20 protein-coding genes are annotated in these 20,489 nt (G+C 68.4%); 5 read left to right on the top strand and 15 right to left on the bottom strand.

Features of this window, described 5'->3' with window-relative positions:
• Positions 1–7: 7 nt before the first annotated feature.
• From pstB to AC1DJ5_RS07415, 4 genes are all read right to left on the bottom strand, one after another.
• Complete coding sequence (pstB, locus tag AC1DJ5_RS07430; RefSeq protein ID WP_477020165.1) at positions 8–880, bottom strand: phosphate ABC transporter ATP-binding protein PstB; 873 nt, start codon at positions 878–880, stop codon at positions 8–10.
• Positions 881–884: 4 nt separating this feature from the next.
• The gene (gene pstA / locus AC1DJ5_RS07425) at positions 885–2,192 is read right to left on the bottom strand and encodes a phosphate ABC transporter permease PstA (RefSeq protein WP_441455432.1); all 1,308 of its coding nucleotides are present in this window, start codon (positions 2,190–2,192) and stop codon (positions 885–887) included.
• The gene (gene pstC, locus AC1DJ5_RS07420) at positions 2,185–3,615 is read right to left on the bottom strand and encodes a phosphate ABC transporter permease subunit PstC (protein WP_477020164.1); all 1,431 of its coding nucleotides are present in this window, start codon (positions 3,613–3,615) and stop codon (positions 2,185–2,187) included. Before pstC ends, pstA begins: the two co-directional genes overlap by 8 nt.
• 123 nt (positions 3,616–3,738) lie before the next feature.
• Entirely contained in the window at positions 3,739–5,163 is a 1,425-nt protein-coding gene (locus AC1DJ5_RS07415; RefSeq protein WP_477020163.1) for a sensor histidine kinase, read from the bottom strand.
• Positions 5,164–5,317: 154 nt separating this feature from the next.
• Between AC1DJ5_RS07415 and AC1DJ5_RS07410 the strand changes: the two genes are divergently transcribed.
• A complete protein-coding gene (locus AC1DJ5_RS07410) occupies positions 5,318–7,606 on the top strand; it encodes an ATP-binding protein (protein ID WP_477020162.1) in 2,289 nt (762 codons plus the stop codon).
• Between the two features lie 10 nt (positions 7,607–7,616).
• On the opposite strand, the gene AC1DJ5_RS07405 is transcribed toward AC1DJ5_RS07410, so the two are convergent.
• On the bottom strand, positions 7,617–7,826 hold the full coding sequence (locus AC1DJ5_RS07405) for a hypothetical protein (RefSeq protein WP_441455427.1): 210 nt from the start codon (positions 7,824–7,826) through the stop codon (positions 7,617–7,619).
• 27 nt (positions 7,827–7,853) lie between these two features.
• The gene (gene aceA / locus AC1DJ5_RS07400; protein WP_477020161.1) at positions 7,854–9,143 is read right to left on the bottom strand and encodes an isocitrate lyase; all 1,290 of its coding nucleotides are present in this window, start codon (positions 9,141–9,143) and stop codon (positions 7,854–7,856) included.
• 156 nt (positions 9,144–9,299) lie between these two features.
• On the opposite strand from aceA, the gene AC1DJ5_RS07395 reads away from it, so the two are divergent.
• The gene (locus tag AC1DJ5_RS07395; protein WP_477020160.1) at positions 9,300–10,730 is read left to right on the top strand and encodes a helix-turn-helix domain-containing protein; all 1,431 of its coding nucleotides are present in this window, start codon (positions 9,300–9,302) and stop codon (positions 10,728–10,730) included.
• A 134-nt stretch (positions 10,731–10,864) separates the two neighbouring features.
• Here AC1DJ5_RS07395 and AC1DJ5_RS07390 read toward each other — a convergent pair whose 3' ends face one another.
• The 3 genes from AC1DJ5_RS07390 to AC1DJ5_RS07380 form a co-directional block, all read right to left on the bottom strand.
• Positions 10,865–11,698 (bottom strand): universal stress protein, encoded by an 834-nt coding sequence (locus tag AC1DJ5_RS07390; protein ID WP_477020159.1) that lies wholly within the window; start codon positions 11,696–11,698, stop codon positions 10,865–10,867.
• 77 nt (positions 11,699–11,775) lie between these two features.
• Positions 11,776–13,218 carry a hypothetical protein gene (locus AC1DJ5_RS07385; RefSeq protein ID WP_477020158.1) on the bottom strand — a complete coding sequence of 481 codons (1,443 nt, stop codon included), beginning with the start codon at positions 13,216–13,218 and terminating at the stop codon, positions 11,776–11,778.
• Between the two features lie 176 nt (positions 13,219–13,394).
• Complete coding sequence (locus AC1DJ5_RS07380) at positions 13,395–14,384, bottom strand: helix-turn-helix transcriptional regulator (protein ID WP_441455421.1); 990 nt, start codon at positions 14,382–14,384, stop codon at positions 13,395–13,397.
• A gap of 94 nt (positions 14,385–14,478) precedes the next feature.
• On the opposite strand from AC1DJ5_RS07380, the gene AC1DJ5_RS07375 reads away from it, so the two are divergent.
• Together AC1DJ5_RS07375 and AC1DJ5_RS07370 are read left to right on the top strand one after the other, a co-directional pair.
• Positions 14,479–14,721 (top strand): hypothetical protein, encoded by a 243-nt coding sequence (locus AC1DJ5_RS07375; protein ID WP_477020157.1) that lies wholly within the window; start codon positions 14,479–14,481, stop codon positions 14,719–14,721.
• Positions 14,722–14,793: 72 nt separating this feature from the next.
• Complete coding sequence (locus tag AC1DJ5_RS07370) at positions 14,794–15,372, top strand: HdeD family acid-resistance protein (RefSeq protein ID WP_477020156.1); 579 nt, start codon at positions 14,794–14,796, stop codon at positions 15,370–15,372.
• Here the strand turns inward: AC1DJ5_RS07370 and AC1DJ5_RS07365 are convergent.
• Together AC1DJ5_RS07365 and AC1DJ5_RS07360 are read right to left on the bottom strand one after the other, a co-directional pair.
• On the bottom strand, positions 15,350–16,816 hold the full coding sequence (locus AC1DJ5_RS07365) for an amidohydrolase family protein (RefSeq protein ID WP_477020155.1): 1,467 nt from the start codon (positions 16,814–16,816) through the stop codon (positions 15,350–15,352). The two genes, AC1DJ5_RS07370 and AC1DJ5_RS07365, sit on opposite strands and share 23 nt — an antisense overlap.
• Positions 16,817–16,899: 83 nt before the next feature.
• Positions 16,900–17,292 carry a cupin domain-containing protein gene (locus tag AC1DJ5_RS07360; protein ID WP_477020154.1) on the bottom strand — a complete coding sequence of 131 codons (393 nt, stop codon included), beginning with the start codon at positions 17,290–17,292 and terminating at the stop codon, positions 16,900–16,902.
• Positions 17,293–17,446: 154 nt separating this feature from the next.
• On the opposite strand from AC1DJ5_RS07360, the gene AC1DJ5_RS07355 reads away from it, so the two are divergent.
• Positions 17,447–18,043: a hypothetical protein gene (locus tag AC1DJ5_RS07355; RefSeq protein ID WP_477020153.1), complete on the top strand. Its 597-nt coding sequence runs from the start codon at positions 17,447–17,449 to the stop codon at positions 18,041–18,043.
• Here AC1DJ5_RS07355 and AC1DJ5_RS07350 read toward each other — a convergent pair.
• From AC1DJ5_RS07350 to AC1DJ5_RS07335, 4 genes are read right to left on the bottom strand one after another with little or no spacing between them, the layout of a single operon-like run.
• Positions 18,040–19,461, bottom strand: a complete 1,422-nt coding sequence (locus AC1DJ5_RS07350) for an NAD(P)(+) transhydrogenase (Re/Si-specific) subunit beta (RefSeq protein WP_441455411.1) — start codon at positions 19,459–19,461, stop codon at positions 18,040–18,042. The two genes, AC1DJ5_RS07355 and AC1DJ5_RS07350, sit on opposite strands and share 4 nt — an antisense overlap.
• A gap of 33 nt (positions 19,462–19,494) precedes the next feature.
• Positions 19,495–19,872, bottom strand: coding sequence for a hypothetical protein (locus AC1DJ5_RS07345; RefSeq protein WP_441455410.1), 378 nt, complete (start codon positions 19,870–19,872; stop codon positions 19,495–19,497).
• A 9-nt stretch (positions 19,873–19,881) separates the two neighbouring features.
• Positions 19,882–20,166, bottom strand: coding sequence for a hypothetical protein (locus tag AC1DJ5_RS07340; RefSeq protein WP_441455409.1), 285 nt, complete (start codon positions 20,164–20,166; stop codon positions 19,882–19,884).
• Positions 20,163–20,489, bottom strand: coding sequence for an NAD(P) transhydrogenase subunit alpha part 2 (locus AC1DJ5_RS07335; protein WP_441455407.1), 327 nt, complete (start codon positions 20,487–20,489; stop codon positions 20,163–20,165). Before AC1DJ5_RS07335 ends, AC1DJ5_RS07340 begins: the two co-directional genes overlap by 4 nt.

Below are 20,489 nucleotides of genomic sequence, written 5' to 3'. Positions count from 1 at the left end.
CGCGCCCTTAGCCGAAGCGGCCGGTGATGTAGTCGAGCGTGCGACGCTCGCGCGGATTGGTGAAGATCTCTTCGGTGTCGCCGGTCTCGACCAGCTTGCCCATGTGGAAGAAGGCCGTGCGTTGTGAGACGCGGGCCGCCTGGGCCATCGAGTGGGTGACGATGACGATGCAGTAGCGCTCGCGCAGTTCGTCGATCAGTTCCTCGATCTTGGCCGTGGCGATCGGGTCCAGCGCCGAGCAGGGCTCGTCCATCAGGATGACTTCGGGTTCGACGGCGATGGCGCGGGCGATGACCAGACGCTGCTGCTGGCCGCCCGACAGGCCGGTGCCCGGCGAGTGCAGGCGGTCGGCGACCTCCTCCCACAGACCGGCGCGCTTCAGCGCCTTCTGGACGATGTCGTCCAGTTCGCCCTTGGACGAGGCCAGGCCGTGGATCTTGGGCCCATAGGCGACGTTCTCATAGATCGTCTTGGGGAAGGGGTTCGGCTTCTGAAACACCATGCCGACCTGGGCGCGCAGCAGCACGGGGTCGATCTTGCGGTCGTTGATGTCGCCGCCGTCCATCTCAATGCGGCCAGTGACGCGGCAGCCCGGAATAGTGTCGTTCATGCGGTTCATGGTCCGCAGGAAGGTCGACTTGCCGCAACCCGACGGGCCGATCAGGGCCGTGACCGTCTTATCCGGGATGTCCAGCGAGACGTCGAACAGGGCCTGTTTGTCGCCATAGAAGACCGAGACGTCGCGCGCGGCGATCTTGATCGGCCCCATGGGCGCCGAGGCGTGGGCGCCGACGATCGGGGCGGTCGACAGGGTCGAGGGCTCAGAGGCGCCGGAACCGCTGGCCTGACCGTCGGGGGCGCGGAAAATGTTGAACTTCATAGGACTACCACCGGCGTTCGAACCGCCGACGCAGCAGGATCGCGGCGGCGTTCATGACGATCATGAAGGCGAGGAGCACAAGGATGGCGGCGGCGGTCCGCTCATGGAACGCCCGCTCCGAGGCGTTCTCCCAGATGTAGATCAGCGAAGGCAGGGCGCCGACCGGCTCGTCGATGGCGTGGGGCACGCCAGGAACGAAGCTGATCATGCCGATCAGCAGCAGCGGCGCCGTCTCGCCCAGCGCATGCGCCATGGCGATGATCGAACCGGTCATGACGCCGGGCATGGCCAGGGGCAGGACGTGACCGAACACCGTCTGGGTGCGGCTGGCCCCCATGGCCAGGGCGGCCTCGCGGATCGAGGGCGGCACGGCTTTCAGCGACGAGCGGGTGGCGATGATCACCGTCGGCAGGGCCATCAGCGCCAGCACCAGACCGCCGACCAGCGGACTGGCGCGCGGCAGGTGCAGGAAGTTGATGAACAGGGCCAGACCCAGCAGGCCGTAGACGATCGACGGCACGGCGGCGAGGTTGTTGATATTGACCTCGATGATCGCGGTCAGGCGATTGCGCGGCGAATATTCCTCCAACCAGACGGCCGCCCCGACTCCGCACGGAATGGCGATCAGGGCCGTGACCAGCAGCATCAGAGCCGAACCGACCACGGCGCCCAGCACCCCGGCCAGTTCCGGCTGGGTCGAGTCGCCCTTGGTGAACAGGGCGGTGTTGAAGTGGGCGCGCACGGCGCCGGAGGCCTTCATCCGGTCCAGCCAGGCCATCTGCTCATTGCTGATGCGCCGCTGGTCCTCGGGCGTGGCCTTGGAGATTTCGCCCTTCAGATAGAGGTCGGCGTTGTCCGCCAGCGGCGCCGCGACCGGCACGGTCTGGCCCAGCAGGCTGGGCTGGCGCGCGATCATGCCCGCGGCCTGGAATTTCAGCTCGGACGAGAACAGGGCCTTCATCGCGGCGGCCTTGGAGCCCTGCGCGTCGTCCTGAATGCCGAGGCGGCGCAGTTGCTGTTCAGCGACGATCTGCTCGAAATTGGCGCCCTGCGGATAGGATCGGTCGATGCGCGCCGGGTCCATATAGACCGGCAGGGTCACGCTGTGGGCGTAGAAGGCCGTGCGGCCCTGCATGATGATGCTGCCCAGCAGGATCACCAGGAAGATCAGGGCGAAGCCGATGGCCGCGCGGCCATACCATTTGAACCGCGTCTCGCGCGCATAGCGCCCGCGCAGCCGGGCCTGCAGACGCTGGGTCCGGGCGCTGACGGCGGTCGCAGGGACGCCGATATCGACGGGGGCGTCAGTCATACTGTTCCCGATAGGCTTGCACGATGCGCATGGCGACGATGTTGAGCAGCAGGGTGACGACGAACAGGGTCAGGCCCAGGCCGAAGGCGGCCAGGGTCTTGGGGCTGTTGAACTCCTGGTCGCCGGTCAGCAGGGTGACGATCTGCACGGTGACCGTCGTCACCGTATCCAGAGGGTTCAGGGTCAGCTTGGCGGCCAGACCGGCGGCCATGGTCACGATCATGGTCTCGCCGATGGCGCGCGAGATGGCCAGCAGGAAGGCCCCGGCGATGCCCGGCAGGGCGGCGGGCAGCAGCACCCGCTTGACGGTCTCGGACTTGGTGGCGCCCATGGCGTAGGAACCGTCGCGCAGGGACTGCGGCACGGCGTTCATGATGTCGTCGGACAGGGAGCTGACGAAGGGGATCAGCATGATGCCCATGACCGCCCCGGCCACCAGGGCCATCTGGTTCTGCACCAGCATCAGATATTGGCCGATGCCGTCCAGCGGCCCGCCGACCAGCCCGCCGCCGATGGTGTTGAAGAAGACGCGGAAGGCCGGCCCCACGGTCAGGGCGGCGAAGAAGCCGTAAACCACGGTCGGAACCCCGGCCAGAACCTCGAGCAGCGGTTTGACCACGGCGCGGGTGCGACGACCGGCGTATTCCGACAGATAGATGGCCGAGAACAGGCCGATGGGGCCCGCCACCATCATGGCGATCATCATGATCAGGAAGGTGCCCGCGAACAGCGGCACGGCCCCGAAGGCGCCCGACGAGCCGATCTGATCGGCCCGGATCGCCATCTGCGGGCTCCACTTGGTCCCGAACAGGAATTCGGTGATCGGCACCGCGTTGAAGAAGCGAAGGCTGTCCCACACCAGCGAGAAGATGATGCCCAGGGTCGTCAGCACCGCCACCGCCGAACAGGCGAACAGGACGACGCTGATCCAGCCCTCGACCTTGTTGCGCGCGCGCAGGTCGGGCCGGATGCGGACGAAGACGAACAGGCCGCCCAGCACCGCCGCGATCAGGGCCGCGACGCCGCCGCCCCAGCTCAGGGCGCTGGAGATGCTGTGGGCGCGACGCCCCTCGGACGGCAGTTCCTCGGCATAGGGGGCGGGCCAGATCTGCTGGGCCTCAAGCCCGTCGCCGATGCGGCGAGCGTCCGAGAAGAAGGCTTCGCGACGGAAGGGCTCCAACTGGGTGACGCTGGCGGGCGCGCCAGCCGCCACCATCTGGCGCTCCAGCGGCGCGGAGAAGATCGAGGCGGCGATCAGCACGGCCAAAGCCGGCGCGCCGACCCAGATCAGGGCGTAGAGGCCGTGCTGCCCCGGGCGCGAATGCGCCCTGACGCCCAGACTGCGACGCGCCGCAAGGCCGCGCCCGCCCAGATAGGCCAGCCCGGAGAAGGCGATCAGCAGTAACAGGAAAATCCAGATCATCCGGGTCCGTGCACGCGTGAATCATTAACGTGCCGGGTCCGGCGCGTTTCGGCCGGGAAACTGCCCGCGATTGGCGTGCGGATTACGACGGCCGCGTGACAGTTCTGTTACGGCGCCCATCCTTCATGTCGCAGGACCGCCCACAGGTTCCGTCTCCCGCGCGGGCGCAAGGGGGAAGCAGGCGGCGAAAATCGCCCCCTGGCCCAGGGCGCTGTCCACCGCCAGGCCGCCGCGGTGACGGATGATGATGTGGCGCACGATGGCCAGACCCAGCCCCGTGCCCTGCCGCTCGCCGCTCTTCTGGCCTTCGACGCGATAGAACCGCTCTGTCAGGCGCGGCAGGTGCTCGCGCGCCATGCCCGGGCCATGATCGCGCACCGTCACCACGGCGTAACGCTGGCCCGCCTCGCGGTCCGGCGTCGCCAGAGACAGCCGCGTGCCTTCCGGCATCCTCGCCGCCATGGCCTCGTCCAGCGTGCGGTCGCGGTCGATAGACAGTTCGACCACGCCGCCGCTGCTGGAATATTTCAGGGCGTTGTCGATCAGGTTCTGGATCACCTGGACGATCTCGTCGCGATCCCCGGCGACAGTCGCGCCGCCCTTCCCCAGGTCCGCCTTGATGGTCACGCCGCGCTCGCGCGAGATGACGCTGACGGCGTCCACCACATCCGCCGCCGCACGCGACAGATCCACCCGTCCCAGCGGCGCGATATGCTCGTTCAGCTCGATCCGGCTCAACGACAGCAGGTCCGCCACCAGTCGCCCCATCCGGTCGGCCTGGATGGCCATGATGTCGAGGAAACGGTCGCGCGCCTTGGGGTCGTCCTTGGCGTGGCCCTTCAGCGTTTCGATAAAGCCCGACAGCGAGGCCAGCGGCGTCCGGAGTTCGTGGCTGGCGTTGGCCAGGAAGTCGACGCGCATCATCTCCATGCGCCTGGCATCGGTTTCGTCGCGCAGCCCGACCAGGGCCAGCGCCCCCGCCCCCCAGGCGTGGGCGTCGCGGGCCGGCAAAGGCCGGACGAAGGCGCGCCAGTGCCGCTCCTGGGCGCCGCCGCCGACATAGTCCACCGAACTGCTGATATCGCCGAACAGGGCCTCGTCCACCGCCTCCAGCACCTTGGGGTCGCGGATCACCGAGACCAGCAGGCCGCCGCCGGCGCCGTTCAGGCGAAACAGCTCGCGCGCGGCGGCGTTGGCCAAGGCGATTCGTCGCCCGGCGATGTCGTCAGCCTCGCCGCCGCTGACGATCAGGATGGGATCGCCCAGCGCCTCGAACACATCGCCCAGGAGCGCCGCGTCCGGAGCCAGATCAACCGGGCCGCTGACGTCGAAATTGGTGTCGCTGAAGACGGCCGGCCGCCGGCGGTTCACCAGCCAGGTCGACAGCGCCACGGCCGCCGCGCCCGCCGCCAGCCACCCCGCCAACTCCGGCTTCATCACGGCCAGAACGAACATCACCAGAATGGCCACGCCGCCGCTGGCGCCTGCGGTCCACAGACGGGACGAGGCGGTAGGGACGACCGGCGAAGGCGAGTGCTCGTAAGGCATGATGATCGGCGTTATCTCATTATTCAGCGGACAGGCGATATGTTCGATACGACTTGGCCGAGCGGGGCCGGCACGATCGGCAAACTCCGCGCATAGCGTATTTTCTTCACCGATTTGCGGCAGTTTGCATCAACGGCGCGGAGGGGCATCGGACGTGAATACGATCCTGAACTGTCTGGTTCAGCAGCACGACTGGCGGATCCTGCCTTTCGCCGGCCTAGTTTCGATCTTCAGCCTGTTGATCGCCCTCAGCCTGTTCGACCGCGCCCGCAGTTTGGCCCCACGTTCGCGCCGCCCCTATGTGATCGCCGTGCCCCTGATCGCGGGACTAGGCGTCTGGTCCACCCACTTCATCGCCATGCAGGCCTACGACGTCGGCGCGCCGGTCCGGTACGCCCTGACCGAGACCTTGGCGTCCCTGGCCATCATCCTTATCGCCTCCTTCACCGCCACGATTCTGGCGCTCGCGACCGAAGCGCGGCGCTGGCGGCTGCTGGCGGCGCTGACCTGCGGCGCCGGCGTGGCCGCCATGCATTTCGTCGGCATGGCCTCGCTGCGCATATCCGGCGCAACGCTGTCGTGGAACGCGCCCCTGGTCGCCCTCGCCGTCGGCGGCGGCATGGCCCTGATCTGCACGCCCTTCCTGGCCCTGCCCCCCGCCGGGATAAGGCGCGTCGTGATCACGCCCTTGATGGGAGCGCTGGGCGTCTGCTGGCTGCATGTGGTCGCCATGAGCGCCGTGGTTCTCACCCCCTCGCCCGGTGTTCTCCTGCCGGTCGCCGGAGCGCCGGCAACGACCATCACCCTGTGGGTCGGCGTCAGCGTCACGTTCCTGGCGATCACCGCCGCCTTCCTGACCGGCACGATCTGGTGGTCGCGACACAGCGCCCTGGGCCAGTTCCGCGAGGCCATCGAGGCCATGCCCGATGGCCTGGGTTTCTATGACGCCGACGACCGACTGGCGATCTGGAACCGCCGCTACGCCGAAGTGAACCCCGAGGTGGCCGCCGTTCTCAAGGTCGGCGTCACCTTCCACGAAATCCTCGTGGCCGGGGTCAAGGCCAGCCTCTATCCCTGCGCGAAAGATCGGGAACAGGCCTGGATCGCCGAACGCATGGCCAATCGCCGCCGACCGCAAGGCGCCATGGAGCAGCACATCGGCGACCGTTGGTTGCGGGTGCAGGATCGCCGCACCGCCGAGGGCGGCACGGTGACCATCTGCTCCGACATCACCGACCTGAAGCGCGACGCCCAGGCCCTGGCCGAAGCCCGCGACGCCGCAGACGCCGCCAACCGCGCCAAGAGCCAGTTCCTGGCAAATATGAGCCATGAGATCCGCACCCCGCTGAACGGCGTGATCGGCGTGGCCCAGGCCCTGGCCCGCACCGATCTGGACGAACAGCAGCGCGAGATGCTGGACCTGATCCATGCCTCCAGCCGGACCCTTCAGACCCTGCTCAGCGACATTCTCGATCTGGCGCGCGTCGAGTCGGGCCGCCTGGAGTTGCACGAGGAAGCGTTCGACCTGGCTCGCGCGGTGGACGAAGCCGCCCAGCTCTATGCCGCCGCCGCCCGCGACAAGGGGCTGCAGTTCTTCATCGAGGTCGCGCCCGAGGCGCGCCTGTGGATTCACGGCGACGCCGTCCGCCTGAAGCAGGTCCTGACCAATCTGGTGTCCAACGCCGTCAAGTTCACCGCCTCGGGCTTCGTCAGCCTGACGGTCGACGCCGGGCCGCAAGGCCTGCGCTTCGTGGTCCAAGACACGGGGATCGGCTTCGACGCCGAGACACGCGATCGGCTGTTCAGCCGCTTCGAACAGGCGGACGGCGACATCACTCGGCGCTTCGGCGGATCTGGACTGGGGCTGGCGATCTGCCGCGAACTGGCCGGCATGATGGGCGGCGGACTGGGCTGCGAAAGCGAGCCCGGCGGCGGCGCGGCCTTCATCCTGACCCTGCCGCTGCGTGTGGTCGAAACGCCCGCCGCGCCCGAGCCGACGACCGTTCATGCCAGCGAAACGGCGCCGGTCGGAACGGCGCGCCGTCTGCGCATCCTGGTCGCCGACGACCATCCCACCAACCGCCGCGTGGTCGAACTGATCCTGGATCAGGAGGCGGTCGATCTGGTCTCGGTCGAGGACGGGGCCCAGGCAGTGGAGGCCTGCCGCGCCTCCGCTTTCGATCTGGTGCTGATGGACATGCAGATGCCGGTCATGGACGGGTTGACGGCCACCCGCGAGATTCGCCTGCATGAAGCCGCCATGGGGTCGCCGCGCGTCCCCGTCGTCATGCTGACCGCCAACGCCCTGCCCGAACATGTGGCGGCGGGACTGGAGGCCGGCGCCGACCGCCATCTGGCCAAACCGTTCAGCGTCGAGGCCCTGCTGGCTACGGTGCAGGAACTGACGGCGAACGCGCCTCAGGCCGTCGAGCGGGCGGCCTGAGGATTTTCCGTCATTCGTAGCCGTGGGCAGCTTCGTTGATGACCTGCGACGGCATGGCCGAGAAGTCGACGCTCATCGCTCGGGCGGCCTTGGACTGGAAGGTCCTGATGACGTGCTCCAGCCGGCGGCGGACCTCGCGTTCGGCCTCGGTCGCGCCGTCCAGCGCCAGCGGCGCCAGACAGAAGTCGATGATGGCCTGGGGTCGGGTCAGCGGTTCCATGAGTGTCTCTCCTGATTGGATTTCGTTCTAGGCGGCGTGAAACTGGGCGGTCTCGGTGGAGTCTTTCAGGGCCGTGGTCGAGGACTGGCCGTTCGAGATCACCGTGGCGACCTGATCGAAATAGCCGGTGCCGACTTCGCGCTGGTGACGGGTGGCGGTGTAGCCGGCCGCCTCGTTCGAGAACTCGCGCTGCTGCAACTCGGAATAGGCCGCCATGCCGCGATCGCGGTAGCCGTCGGCCAGCTCGAACATGGCGTTGTTCAGGCTGTGGAAGCCGGCCAGGGTCACGAATTGGAACTTGTAGCCCATGGCGCCCAACTCGCGCTGGAACTTGGCGATCGCAGCGTCGTCCAGCTTGGCCTTCCAGTTGAAGGAGGGCGAGCAGTTGTAGGCCATCAGCTTGCCCGGATGCTCCTTCTGGATCGCCTCGGCGAACTTCTTGGCGTCGTCCAGATCCGGGTGCGAGGTTTCCCACCACAGCAGGTCAGCAATGTTGGCATAGGAAAGGCCACGCGCGATGCAGTGATCCAGACCCGTGCCTTCCTTCAGACGGAAGAAGCCCTCGGGCGTGCGGTCTGCGCGGTCGATGAAGGGCTGGTCGCGCTCGTCGATGTCCGATGTGATCAGTTGGGCGCTCTCGGCGTCGGTGCGGGCGACCGTGATGGTCGGCGTGCCCATGACGTCGGCGGCCAGACGGGCGGCGACCAGGTTGCGGATATGGGCCTGGGTCGGGATCAGAACCTTGCCGCCCAGATGGCCGCACTTCTTCTCCGACGCCAGTTGGTCCTCGAAGTGAACGCCGGCAGCGCCCGCCTCGATGAAGGCCTTCATGATCTCGAAGCTGTTCAGCGGGCCGCCGAAACCGGCCTCGGCGTCAGCGACGATGGGGGCGAACCAGTCGCGCTTGGCCCCCTCTCCCGGCTTGGCCTCGGCGTGCTCGATCTGGTCGGCGCGTTGCAGGGTGCGGTTGATGCGGCGGCACAGTTCCGGCGCGGCGTTGGCCGGGTACAGCGACTGGTCAGGATACATGGCCCCGGCGGTGTTGGCGTCGGCGGCGACCTGCCAGCCCGACAGATAGATGGCCTTCAGACCCGCCCGGACCATCTGCATCGCCTGATTGCCGGTGACGGCGCCCAAGGCGTTGATGAAGGGTTCGGTGTGCAGCAGTTCCCACAGGCGGTTGGCGCCGCGCTCCGCCAGGGTGTGCGTGACCGGCACCGAGCCGCGCAGGCGCAGAACGTCCTCCGGCGTATAGGGGCGGTCGATGCCGTCGAAACGGCCAGCGGGCGAAGGAACCAGATCGGCGAAGGTCGTCATTGTTCGTCTCGGCTTCGGTTGGGCGCGGTCACTGCCGCTGTCACCCGGACCAGAACACCCAGCCGTCACGAATGACACACCGATGACCTCAACATTGAAGTCAAACAGTCACATCATGACGCTTGCCAATCAGTCATATCATGACATCATCGCGTCATGAACGCCGCCGCTGATCGCAAACTCTTCCTCGGCGGCCGCCTGAAGCGGTTGAGGCGCGACCTCGGCCTGTCGCAGACGGCGATGGCGGGGGACCTAGGCGTCTCGCCCTCCTATCTGAACCATATCGAGCGCAATCAGCGGCCCGTCTCGGCCCAACTTCTGCTGCGTCTGGCCGAGACCTATGACGTGGACCTGAGGAACCTGGGCCAGTCCGGCGGCCCGGCGTCCGAGGCGGAACTGGCCGAGGCCTTCGCCGACCCCCTGTTTCAGGGACTGGCCGTGCCGCGCCACGAGATCGTGCAACTGGCCGAGGATCAGCCCGCCGCCGCCGACGCTATCCTGCGGCTCTATCGCGCCTTTTCCGATCGCCGCGTGCGCGACCGGGCCGAGGCCGAGGTCGCCGGCGCCGCCTCCCCCGCCGACAGCCCGTCGGAATGGGTGCGCGAGTATATCCAGGCCCGCCACAACCACGTCCCCGAACTGGATGCGCTGGGCGAGGCCCTGCACGAGGCCCTGAAGGCCGAGGCGTCGTCGCCGGACGAGGGGTTCGAGGCCCTGGCCCGCGTGCGGCTGTTCGCCCGTCACGGCCTGACCGTCCGCACCCTGCCCGCCGAGGTCATGGTGGAATGGACCCGTCGCTTTGACCCGCACCGGGGCAGGCTGCTGCTGTCCGACACGCTGGGCCCGTCGTCGCGCGCCTTCGCCGTCGCCTGCCAGCTAGCCCTGATGGAGCATGGGGCCGAGCTTCAGGCCCTGACCGAGGCGGCCAACGCGCCTGACGGCCCGACCCGCAACCTGCTGAAGACCTCGCTGACCAACAGCCTGGCCGCCGCCATCCTGATGCCCTACGCCGCCTTCCAGCGCACGGCGGAAGAGACCGGCTATGACCTGGCGCGACTGCAAGCCCGGTTCGGCGTCGGCTTCGAACAGGCTGCGCACCGGCTGACGACGCTGTCGCGGCCGACCGCGCGCGGCGTGCCCTTCTTCCTGATGCGGGTCGATCAGGCGGGCAATGTGTCCAAGCGCTACGCCTCGGGCGCCTTTCCCTTTTCGCGCTTCGGCGGGTCCTGCCCGCGCTGGCGGCTGCACTCCGCCTTCCGCACGCCGGGCCGGGTCGTCACCCAGATCATCGAGACGCCAGACGGCTCGCGCTGGTTCACCCTGGCCCGCACCGTGGACCGCCAGGGCCAGGACGCCTTCACCGAGGGTCAGGACCTGGCTATCGGCCTAGGCTGCGAGCTGAAGCACGCCCACCGCCTGATCTACGCCCGCGGCCTAGACCTGCAGAAGCCCGAGGTCACGCCGATCGGGCCGGCCTGCCGGCTCTGTGAGAGACACCCCTGCGCCGAACGCGCCGCCCCGCCGGTCGGACGCGCGCTGACGGTGGACGACTGGTCGAAGTCGGTCAGCCCGTATCCGTTTGCGTAAAAGACCTTCTCCCCTTGCGGGAGAAGGTGGCGGCCGAAGGCCGACGGATGAGGGGTTTTGCTGTCGGTTGAGAGACCCCTCATCCGACCTCGCTCCGCTCGGCCACCTTCTCCCGCAAGGGGAGAAGGGAGATTCTAGTGCGCCAGAAGCAGCGCCACCGGGGTTTCGGTCAGCAGGGTCTGGGTCACCCCGCCGAAGATCCACTGACGCATCCGCGCGTGGCCCCAGGCGCCGCTGACGATGGCGCCGGCCTTCATCTCGGTCGCGCAGTCCAGCAGGCGACGTCCGGCCGAGCGGTCGTCGTGGGCGCGGGCGTCGGCTTCGGCGGTCACGCCGTGGCGGACCAGCCAGGCGCAGACGTCGTCCGTCCTCAGGCGGGCGCCGTCCATGTCCCCGGGATCGCACAGCTCGACCACCCGCACGGATTGCGCCCGCTGCATCAGCGGCAGGGCGGCATGGGCCGCCAGACGGCTCTCGCGGCTGTCGGTCCAGGCCAGCAGGATCGATCCGTCCATGATGGGGCGCGCGGGCGTCGGCGGCACGATCAGAACTGGACGGCCCGCCCGCATGACCAGATCGGCTGGATGGGGCGCCCGCCAGCCGCTGACGTTGGCGGCGTCCCGCCCCACGATCAGGACGTCGGCGGAACGCGCGTGCTTGACCAGAAGGCCCGTCGGATCGCCCACGTCGGCGCGCCACTCGCAGGGCACGCCCGCGCGGGTCACGCCCTCGCGAAACCGCTGCTCGGCCCCCTTCAGGGCGCTCTCGGCCCGTTCGTGCTGGGCGGCCAGCACTTCGCCCAACAGGATGCCGGCGCCATAGGCATCGGCCATGGGCGTTTCCGGCGCACAGGCGGAAACGCCGATCAGATGGGCGTCATGGATCAGGGCGAGGTCGCACGCCTGGGCGATGCGAGCCGCGTTGTCGGGTTCGTCATCGACATAGACGATCAGGCTGGACCAGGTCATGGCGACCTCCTCTTGCTCCACAGCCATAGAACACCCGGCGCAAGCTTTGGCCCTTGATCCCGATCAAATAACAGCGATCACGATCCGGACAGAACGACCTTGCCGTTCTCCAAACGGTGCGGGACGCCGGTCTTGCGGAACAACCCCGCGATCTCGGCCGCAGGATCGGCCGCGCCCTGATCCAGCATCCGGTCGATGGTCTGCGCCAGCCACGGATCGCCCGACACGCGAGTCAGCGCCTCCAGCCACTCGGCGCGAGTCAGCACCTTGTCCTCGCGGTTGGCCGCCAGGAGCCGGCGCAGGAAGTCGAACCAATCGCCGCCGTCGCGCCGCTTCTGCGCGCCCTCGGCCGCCATGGCGAAGACGGCTCCACAAGCGTAGTAGGCGCGGTGCTCGCCCCGCGCGCCAGCCTCGGCCACCGGCTTGCCGCGCGCCAGGTCGATGCAGTCGTCCACCTCGCTCTGCAATTCGGAGCGGGCGTTATAGGTAGGGTCCAGCGCCTTCAGCGCCCGCACGGCCATCAGGTCGGCCCCGCCCTCGGTGATCCAGGCGTCGCGCGCGAACTGATAGCGGACCGCCTGGCCGAGCCAGAAATGCGCGCTCTCATGGCCGATGAACCAGCGCGACCGTTCCAGCATCTCCGCATTGGGCCGCAGCACGCCGACGCCCTCGAACTTCATGACGATCAGGCCGGGCAGGACGCTGCCGCCCATGCTGGACAGGCGTTCGGTCGGGCCGTTCCAGCTGACCATGACGGTCGAGGTCTCGCTGCCGACGCCGGGAGACCCCAGCCGACGCAGATAGTAGTCGCCGACATGGGGCGCGAAGCTGCGGATCTCCTCGCCGATCCAAGACGGCAGGTTGGGGTCGATGACCGTGGTCAGCCCCTCGCCCGGCGTCACCCGCGCCCGCCCCAGCAGGACGTAGGAGCGCTCGCCCGTCGTGGTCAGTTGGGCGCGCCGCTCGCCGTTGAACAGCACCGGCCCGGTCGTGTCGCGCCAGGCGACGGTGGAGGGGCCGCCCTCCAGATCCATTCCGTTCAGATCGGCCGGCATGGCCTCGGCCGCCTCGACCGACGGCAGGGCGAAGACGTCGAACTGGCGCGTCGGCAGGGCCACGGCGCCGTCCGAGAAGGTCAGCGTGCCGTACTCCGCCTCCAGATAGACAGACTTGGGCTTGAGCGAAAAGCGCACGTGACGCGGCACGGGGCCCCCGTCCAGGCTGCGGATCACGTCATAGTGGCCGCGCCGCTCCATGACGACGCCGGGCGTGTCGACGCTCCACTGGGTCGGACGCCAGGGCTGACGGACGTCCACGATCAACGCCGAATCCATGAAGGCCCAGACCGGCGCGTCGCGATTGAACACATAGTCCGCCGTCCAGCGGTCGCCGTCGCGCGCGACCTCGACCATGGGCGCAGCCCGAGCATCCCAGGTCCCCGGCGGCAAGGGCGCGGCGGCGCAGGCGCCCAGCAGGGCGACAGCCAGAACGGTCGAGGCGGCGAGGGCTTTCAGACGCAAGGGACACTCCGGTAATCATGAACGCCGCCCCATCCGCCGTCATCCTCGGCCTTGTGCCGAGGATCCATAAACGCGCCCGCGGGGGGTCCGAGGCGCAGCGATTGGACTAGCAGACCTCGAGTTTCTGGAAGGCCGAGGATGACGGATGGGGCCACCAGCGTCACCTTACGGATGGCTTAGGATTGCGCCCGCGCGAGGGCGCGCCCCGCCGCCGCCAGTTCGTCCGCCATCACCGATTTCAACCGCTGCGGCGACTCGATCGCCACCTGCTCGCCCCAGCTGAACAGGTGCCAGGCCAGTTCCCGCATCCCCGAGGCGCGGAAGCGCACCAGGACCGATCCGTCCGGCTGATCCTCCAGCGTCTGGGTCGGGTGCCAGCGCCAGCCGCGCGCCTCGGCCGCGCCCTCGGGCGTGATCCGCAGCACCACCTCCTCGATCTCGTCCTGATAGATGCCGAACGACTGGCTGGCGAAGGCGGCCAGATCGAAGTCACCGGGAGGCGTCGCCATCCCGTCGCCCGCCTCGACCGAGGTCATGCGATCAAGGCGAAATGTTTGAATGCGCCCGCTCTCGCGGTCCGCCGCCACCAGATAGTTGGCGCGGCCGAACATGACGCCGCAGGGGGCGACGCTGCGGCTGCGCGCCTCGGCCCCCGGTCGCGAATAGATGAAGCCGAGCGGCCGCCCCGCCAGCACCGCCCCGCGAATCTCGGCCAGCACCGCCTCGTCGGCCGAGGGACGCGGCCCGGCCTGGACGGCGATCGTCTCGGCCCGCACCAGGGCCTCCAGATCGGGGGCCAGCCGGTTCAGCGTGGTCGAGCGCATCGCCGCCTTCACCTTGCGCTCCAGCCCCTCCAGCGCCGCCGCCCGCCCGGCCTCGCCCGCGGCGCGCAGGCCCGCCGCCGCCTTGGTCAGCTCCAGCATCTCGGTCGCGGTCGGGGCCTGTTCAAAGGCCGACAGGCCGCCGCGAATGCGCCATCGCTTGGTCGGCGGGTCCGACACCTCCTCGACCTGAGGGAACAGCATCAGGACGGCGTCGCGCATCCGCTCGGCCGTGCGCCGCCCGACCCGCAGTTGCCCCGCCATCTCGTTCAGCGTCAGCCCCTCGGCGCTGGCCGCCATGCCGCGCGCCAGATCAATTACCATCGCCGCCTTGTCGTGCCGCACTGAAACGTCTCCACAAGCCTACGTCCGAAACTGGCGCAATGCTGTCGCATCCTCTCAACATCAGCAAGAGGCAATCGCTTCAGGAGATCCCGACATGGCCTTCGCCCGCACCCCCACCGTCCAGAAGCCCGCCCGCAAGGCGTTCGCCGAGCGCTACATGATTGTGCCGTGCGAGGCTGAAGGCGACCTGGCCGTCATCTGGGATCGCCAGGAAGAACAGGTCGTGGATGTCATCTCCGCCTCCGCCAGCAGCCGCTACTCCGACGAGGACGCCCTGTGGGACGAGTTCCACGCCGCGCCCGCCGCAGCGCACGCCGACTGGCGCATGGCGGCCTGAAGGAACCCCCAGCGGCTGACCGCGTTCGCCCAAGCGTGACCGTTTCGGTCCCGCCAGAACGGGGATTTTCCCATGACGTCGCCCCACTCCGCCGCGCCTTCGCTGGACAGCCTCGTGCGCTCGGCCCTGCACAAATCCTGGTGGCTGTTGCTGTTGCGCGGGATCGCCGCCGTGGTCTTCGGCGTGCTGACCTTCGCCTGGCCGCAGATCAGCCTGTTGAGCCTCATCATCGTTTACGGCGCCTATGCCCTGGTCGACGGGGTGCTGGCCATCGTCGCCGCCATCCGGGGCGGCGGACTGCGCCCGCGCTGGTGGCTGGCCTTGTCGGGGCTCGCCGGGGTGGCGGCGGGCGTCCTGGCCTTCGTCTGGCCGGGGCTGACGGCTTTGGTGCTGATCTATCTGATCGGCTTCTGGTCGATCATGCGCGGCGTGCTTGAGATCGTCGGCGCCGTCCACCTGCGCAAGGAGATCGCCAACGAGTGGACGCTGGCGGCGGCGGGGATCCTGTCGATCCTGTTCGGCCTGATCCTGGTCTTCGCCCCTGGCCCCGGCGCCCTGGGCCTGCTGTGGCTGATCGCGGCCTGGGCCATCCTGTTCGGCGGCCTGATGATCTTCGTGGCCTTCCGCGTCAGGAAGCTGGCGAAGACTTGAAGGTCGCCTCGCGCGCCGTGACGCGGGCGCGGATCTCGCCGCGCATCCGTTCCAGTTCGCCGGCGTCGATCAGCCGGCCGCGCAGCACCACGTCGGCGATGCGCCGCGTCGCGCTGACGTCAGCCAGCGGGTCGGCGTCCAGCACCAGCAGGTCCGCCGACTTGCCCGCCGCCACGGCGCCGTAGCGCGCGCCCTGGTTCAGGAAGCGCGGGCCGTCGACGACCGAGCCCGCCAACGCCTCGCGCGGCGTCAGGCCCAGCTTCACGTACAGTTCCATCTCGTCGTGCAGCGAGAAGCCCGGATAGTTGAACGAGTTGAGGAAGCCCGCGTCCGTCCCGGCCAGGATGATCACGCCCGCGTCGCGCAGCATAGGCAGGGTGCGGGCGGTGACGTCCTTGACGAAGTGGCGGTCGGCCACCTGCTGCGGCGTGGCCTGGGCCGCGCGCTGGACGCGCCAGTCATAGGTGGCGCGGATGCCCGGCCCGACATAGGCCAGCCCGGCGTCGTGCGAGTGGTCGTCCAGATCAAGGTTGGCCAGGGTGGTCGAGCCGTAGAGGGTCGGCGACACGGCCGTGCCCAACTCCCTCAGACGGGCATAGACCCGCCGCGCCGTCGCCACGTCGAAGGTGTCGGCATAGCGCCGCATGGTCTGGGCGTAGGTGTACTTGCCCGCCAGATAGTCGGCGGCGATGGCCGCCTCGTCCCGCGAGCCCGCCTTCATGGCGTAGTCGAGGTGTTCGATCGACGACAGGCCCGCCTCGGCCGCGTCCAGCACGGTGATGCTGGCCGGGATGTGGGCCGAGGTCTTCATGCCCCGCTTCTTCGCCTCGCGCACGGCATAGAGGAAGAGCTCGGGCTTCAGGGTGTTATCGGTGATCTTGACGAAGTCGACGCGCAGGGCCTGAAGCCGGTCGAGGGCGGCGTCCACGTCGGCCTCGCTGCCGGTCTCGATTACGCCCTTCCAGACCGGGGCGATGCCCTCGATCTTGGGGCCGGAGGTGAAGATGCGCGGGCTGTCGGGCGTCGGCGGGGCGTCGCGCCAGTCCAGCACCTGTTGTGCCAGATCGCCCGCCGCGTCGCGCACCGCGACCACGCCGTTGACGACATAGAGGGGCATCAGCTCGGCGTTCTCGCCGATCAGGGTCTCGCCGCCGCCGAAGTGGACATGCATGTCCCACAGGCCCGGCAAGACGTAGCGGTCGCCGAGATCCTGCGTCCGCGTCGCGCGATAGCGGCGGGCCTCGCCTTCCGGCAGGACGGCGACGATGTCGCCGCCGCGCACGGCCACCAGTTGATCGGGCGTCGTCGTCCCCTTCTCGACATCGACCACCGTGGCCGAGGTCAGCAGCAGGTCGACCGTCTCGACCGGGGCTTCAACGGCGGTCAGCGGCGCCGTGGCGCAGGCGGACAAGAGTGCGGCGGCGGCGATCAGAAGGGTGCGCATGATCATCCGCTATACGCACGGCAGATTTCGCGGCAAGCCAATCAGGGATAGCGGCGGTCCGTCAGGCGATGCGCCGCACAACTTCAGACGGGTGCGGACTCGACGGCGTCCGCAGCCAGCCCCGGCGCGGTCGAACAACTGGCCAGGGTCCAGTCGCCGAGGCTGCGGACCCGACGCCACGCGCCTTGTTCTGCCGCCGCCTGCTGCCGGTCAGGCCCCACGACCACCGGACGCCGCCCCGCGTCGGTGACGATCTCCAGCTCCATCGCCGCGCCCATGTAGAAGGCCCAGATTTCGGTCGTCTCGACCAGACGCCACTCGCCCGCCTCGTCCGCCGTCAGCAGACGATAGTCAGTCGAGGCCTCCGACCCGCAGCCCGCCAGCCCCCGATCGCGCGCCATGGTGCGGAAATGCCCGCCCTCGGCATGCGGCGTCAGCGACAGGTTGGCGATGATCTCGTCCGCGCTGAAATCCACTTCACCCTCCCCCGCCATGACCGTCCGATACAGGTATCCGAGCCTTGATGGCGCTGTTCGCCAGCGGCGCCAATGCCCCGCCTCAACAGCCGCACTTTAGCCGCAAAACACCGATCTTTTTAATCAACGACGTTCACGTCGCAGGAGGGGAAACATGTTGATTGCGCTTATGTCTCTGGCCATGGCGCAGGCGCAGCCTGCCGCCGCCACTGACCCTTGCCCCCATGATCGGGCGGCGCTTCTGGCGCTGTCGCCGGCGGCCTTCGATCAGGATCTTGAGGGCGGCTGGCGAACCCTGGGTGAAAAGCCCGAATGCGCGGCTACCGCCGCCGACCTTCTGGCCGCCTACCGCAAGGCGCATTGGGGCGAACTGACGCCCGGCGAACTGCACATCAACTTCTGGCACGAAGGCCAGCTTCGCGCGGGCCTCGGCCAGACCGAGGCCGCGACGCGGCTGATGATGGCAGGGGTGGATCCGGAACCCCCCAACAGCGGTTTTTCGGACTACGCCCTAGGGACCATCGCCTTCCTTCATCAGGATCGGCCAGGTCTGCTCGCCGCCAGGGAACGACTGGCCGAGACGCCCAAGCCCGTCGATTTCGATCGCGCCGCCGAACGCTTCAAGGCCGCCTACGGCTTCACCCTGACATGGCCAATGAACCTCGATGTGCTCGACGGTCTGATCGCCTGCTTTGGTCGCCCCTATAACGAAGCCTACGGCGACTGTCGGCCCGAGGCGCCCGCGCCCTAGAGCGCCTTCACGATCCCTTCGACCATCTTCTTGGCGTCGGCGAACAGCATCATGGTGTTGTCGCGGAAGAAGAGTTCGTTCTCGACCCCGGCGTAACCGGCCGCCATGCCGCGCTTGATGAAGAGGACGGTGCCGGCCTTCTCCACGTCCAGCACCGGCATGCCGTAGATGGGCGATTGCGGGTCGGTCTTGGCGGCGGGGTTGGTCACGTCGTTGGCGCCGATGACGAAGGCCACGTCGGCGGAGGAGAACTCGGAGTTGATATCCTCCAGCTCGAACACCTCGTCATAGGGGACGTTGGCCTCGGCCAGCAGGACGTTCATGTGGCCCGGCATCCGGCCCGCGACGGGGTGGATGGCGTACTTAACCTCGACGCCCTCTTCCTTCAGCTTGTCGGCCATTTCGCGCAGAGCGTGCTGGGCCTGGGCCACGGCCATGCCGTAGCCCGGGACGATGATGACCTTGGACGCGTTCTTCAGGATGAAGGCGGCGTCCTCGGCCGAGCCCTGCTTGACGGGACGGGTTTCGACCGCGCCCGCGCCGCCGGCTGCTGCCGCATCGCCGCCGCCGAAGCCGCCCAGGATGACGCTGATGAAGCTGCGATTCATGCCCTTGCACATGATGTAGCTGAGGATGGCGCCGGACGAGCCGACCAGGGCGCCGGTGATGATCAGGGCGATGTTTTCCAGCGTGAAGCCCAGGGCCGCAGCGGCCCAGCCGGAATAGGAGTTCAGCATCGACACCACGACGGGCATGTCGGCCCCGCCGATGGGGATGATCAGGGTCGCGCCGAGGATCAGCGCGATGGCGAAGACGCCCCAGAAGGCCCATATGGCCGTGCCGCCGGTGACGATCAGCACGCCGATCAGGAAGACCAGGGCCAGGGCCAGGCCGATGTTGATCAGGTGCCGCGCCGGCAGCAGGATCGGCGATCCGCTCATGTTCCCGTTCAGCTTGGCGAAGGCGATGACCGAGCCGGTGAAGGTGACGGCGCCGATGGCCACGCCCAGCGACAGCTCGACGATCGACAGGGTCTTGATGCCGCCGGTCGCGGTCATGATGCCGAAGGCGTCGGGCGCATAGACGGCCCCGACCGCCACCAGACAGGCAGCCAGACCGACCAGCGAGTGGAAGGCCGCGACCAGCTGCGGCATGGCCGTCATCGGCACCCGCCTGGCGATCAGCGCCCCCGCGCCGCCGCCGACCACGACGCCGCCGCCGATCAAGGCGAGGGTGAGCCTATCCAGCGCGCCAGAGGTCGCCAGCGTCAGCAGGGTCACGCCGACGGCCAGCCCCATGCCGATCATGCCCAGGGTATTGCCGCGTCGGCTGGTCTCGGGGCTGGACAGGCCCCTGAGGGAGAGGATGAACAGGACCCCCGCGGCCAGATAGGCCAACGCGGCTATGGATGCGTTCATCAGATCCCCTCCCCCGGGGTTATTTCAGCGTGGTCAGAAAACGTTGATGACAGCCGGCTTGGCCGGATCGCGCGTGCCGGCGGCGGTGGCCTGACCGTTCTTGACGAGGGCGACGCCGACGGAGCCTTCGCCGCCCGTCTTGGTCAGGCGGCAGCTGCCGTTATCGCCCGGCAGGCGACCGGCCATGGGGCCCGTGCCCGTGTGATTGATGCGGTTCATATGGATGCCGCGCACGGTCACCGGCGCAAACTGGCACTGCAGCGCCCAGGTGGCGCCCTGCGGCGCGGCGACGGACCAGTGCAGGCCGCCGTAAGGGTTCTGGCCGACTTCTTCCGTGTGCTGGGCCGAGGCGGCGCCGGACGCGGCGACGGCGGCGGTCAGGGCGGCGGCGAAAATCAGGGTGGTCTTCATCACATACTCTTAGCGTTTGGTCAGACTTTGGGTGCGGGTCAGCCGCCACAACGCGGCGGCGATGAACAGCGGCCCCAATATTAACATGGCCCAGTCGAAGACCGTCATCTCGCGGTCCTGGATGACGATCCGCGTCAATACGGCGGCGAAGACCAGCACCACGCCGCAGTCCTGGAACCGCAGCTTGCCGATGGGGTCTTTCACTCGCAGCCAGCTCCAGATCCACAGGGCCACGCCCAGGCCGGTGGCGGCCCAGGAGACGTAGTAGGCGAACAGGGCGGGCGAGAAGATCACGAGGCCTTGGGCCTTTCCTTCTTCTTGTACATGGCCAGCATCCGTCGCGTGACCATAAAACCGCCGAAGATGTTGACGCTGGCCAGCGTGACGGCGACCACGCCCGCGCCCTTGGCGATCCAGGCGTTCGGCCCGGCGGCCTCGGGGCTGAGCGCCGCCGCGGCGATCAGGCCGCCGACGACGATGACGCTGGAAATGGCGTTGGTCACGGCCATCAGCGGCGTATGCAGGGCGGGCGTCACGCTCCACACCACATAATAACCGACAAAGATCGCCAGCACGAAAATGGCCAGGCGGAAGACGGTGGGATCGACGTGTTCCAT

The organism is Brevundimonas sp. 01N35 (assembly GCF_056399785.1).
The sequence above is the reverse complement of the archived record's forward strand: the minus strand, read 5'-3'. Positions and strand labels throughout refer to the sequence as shown.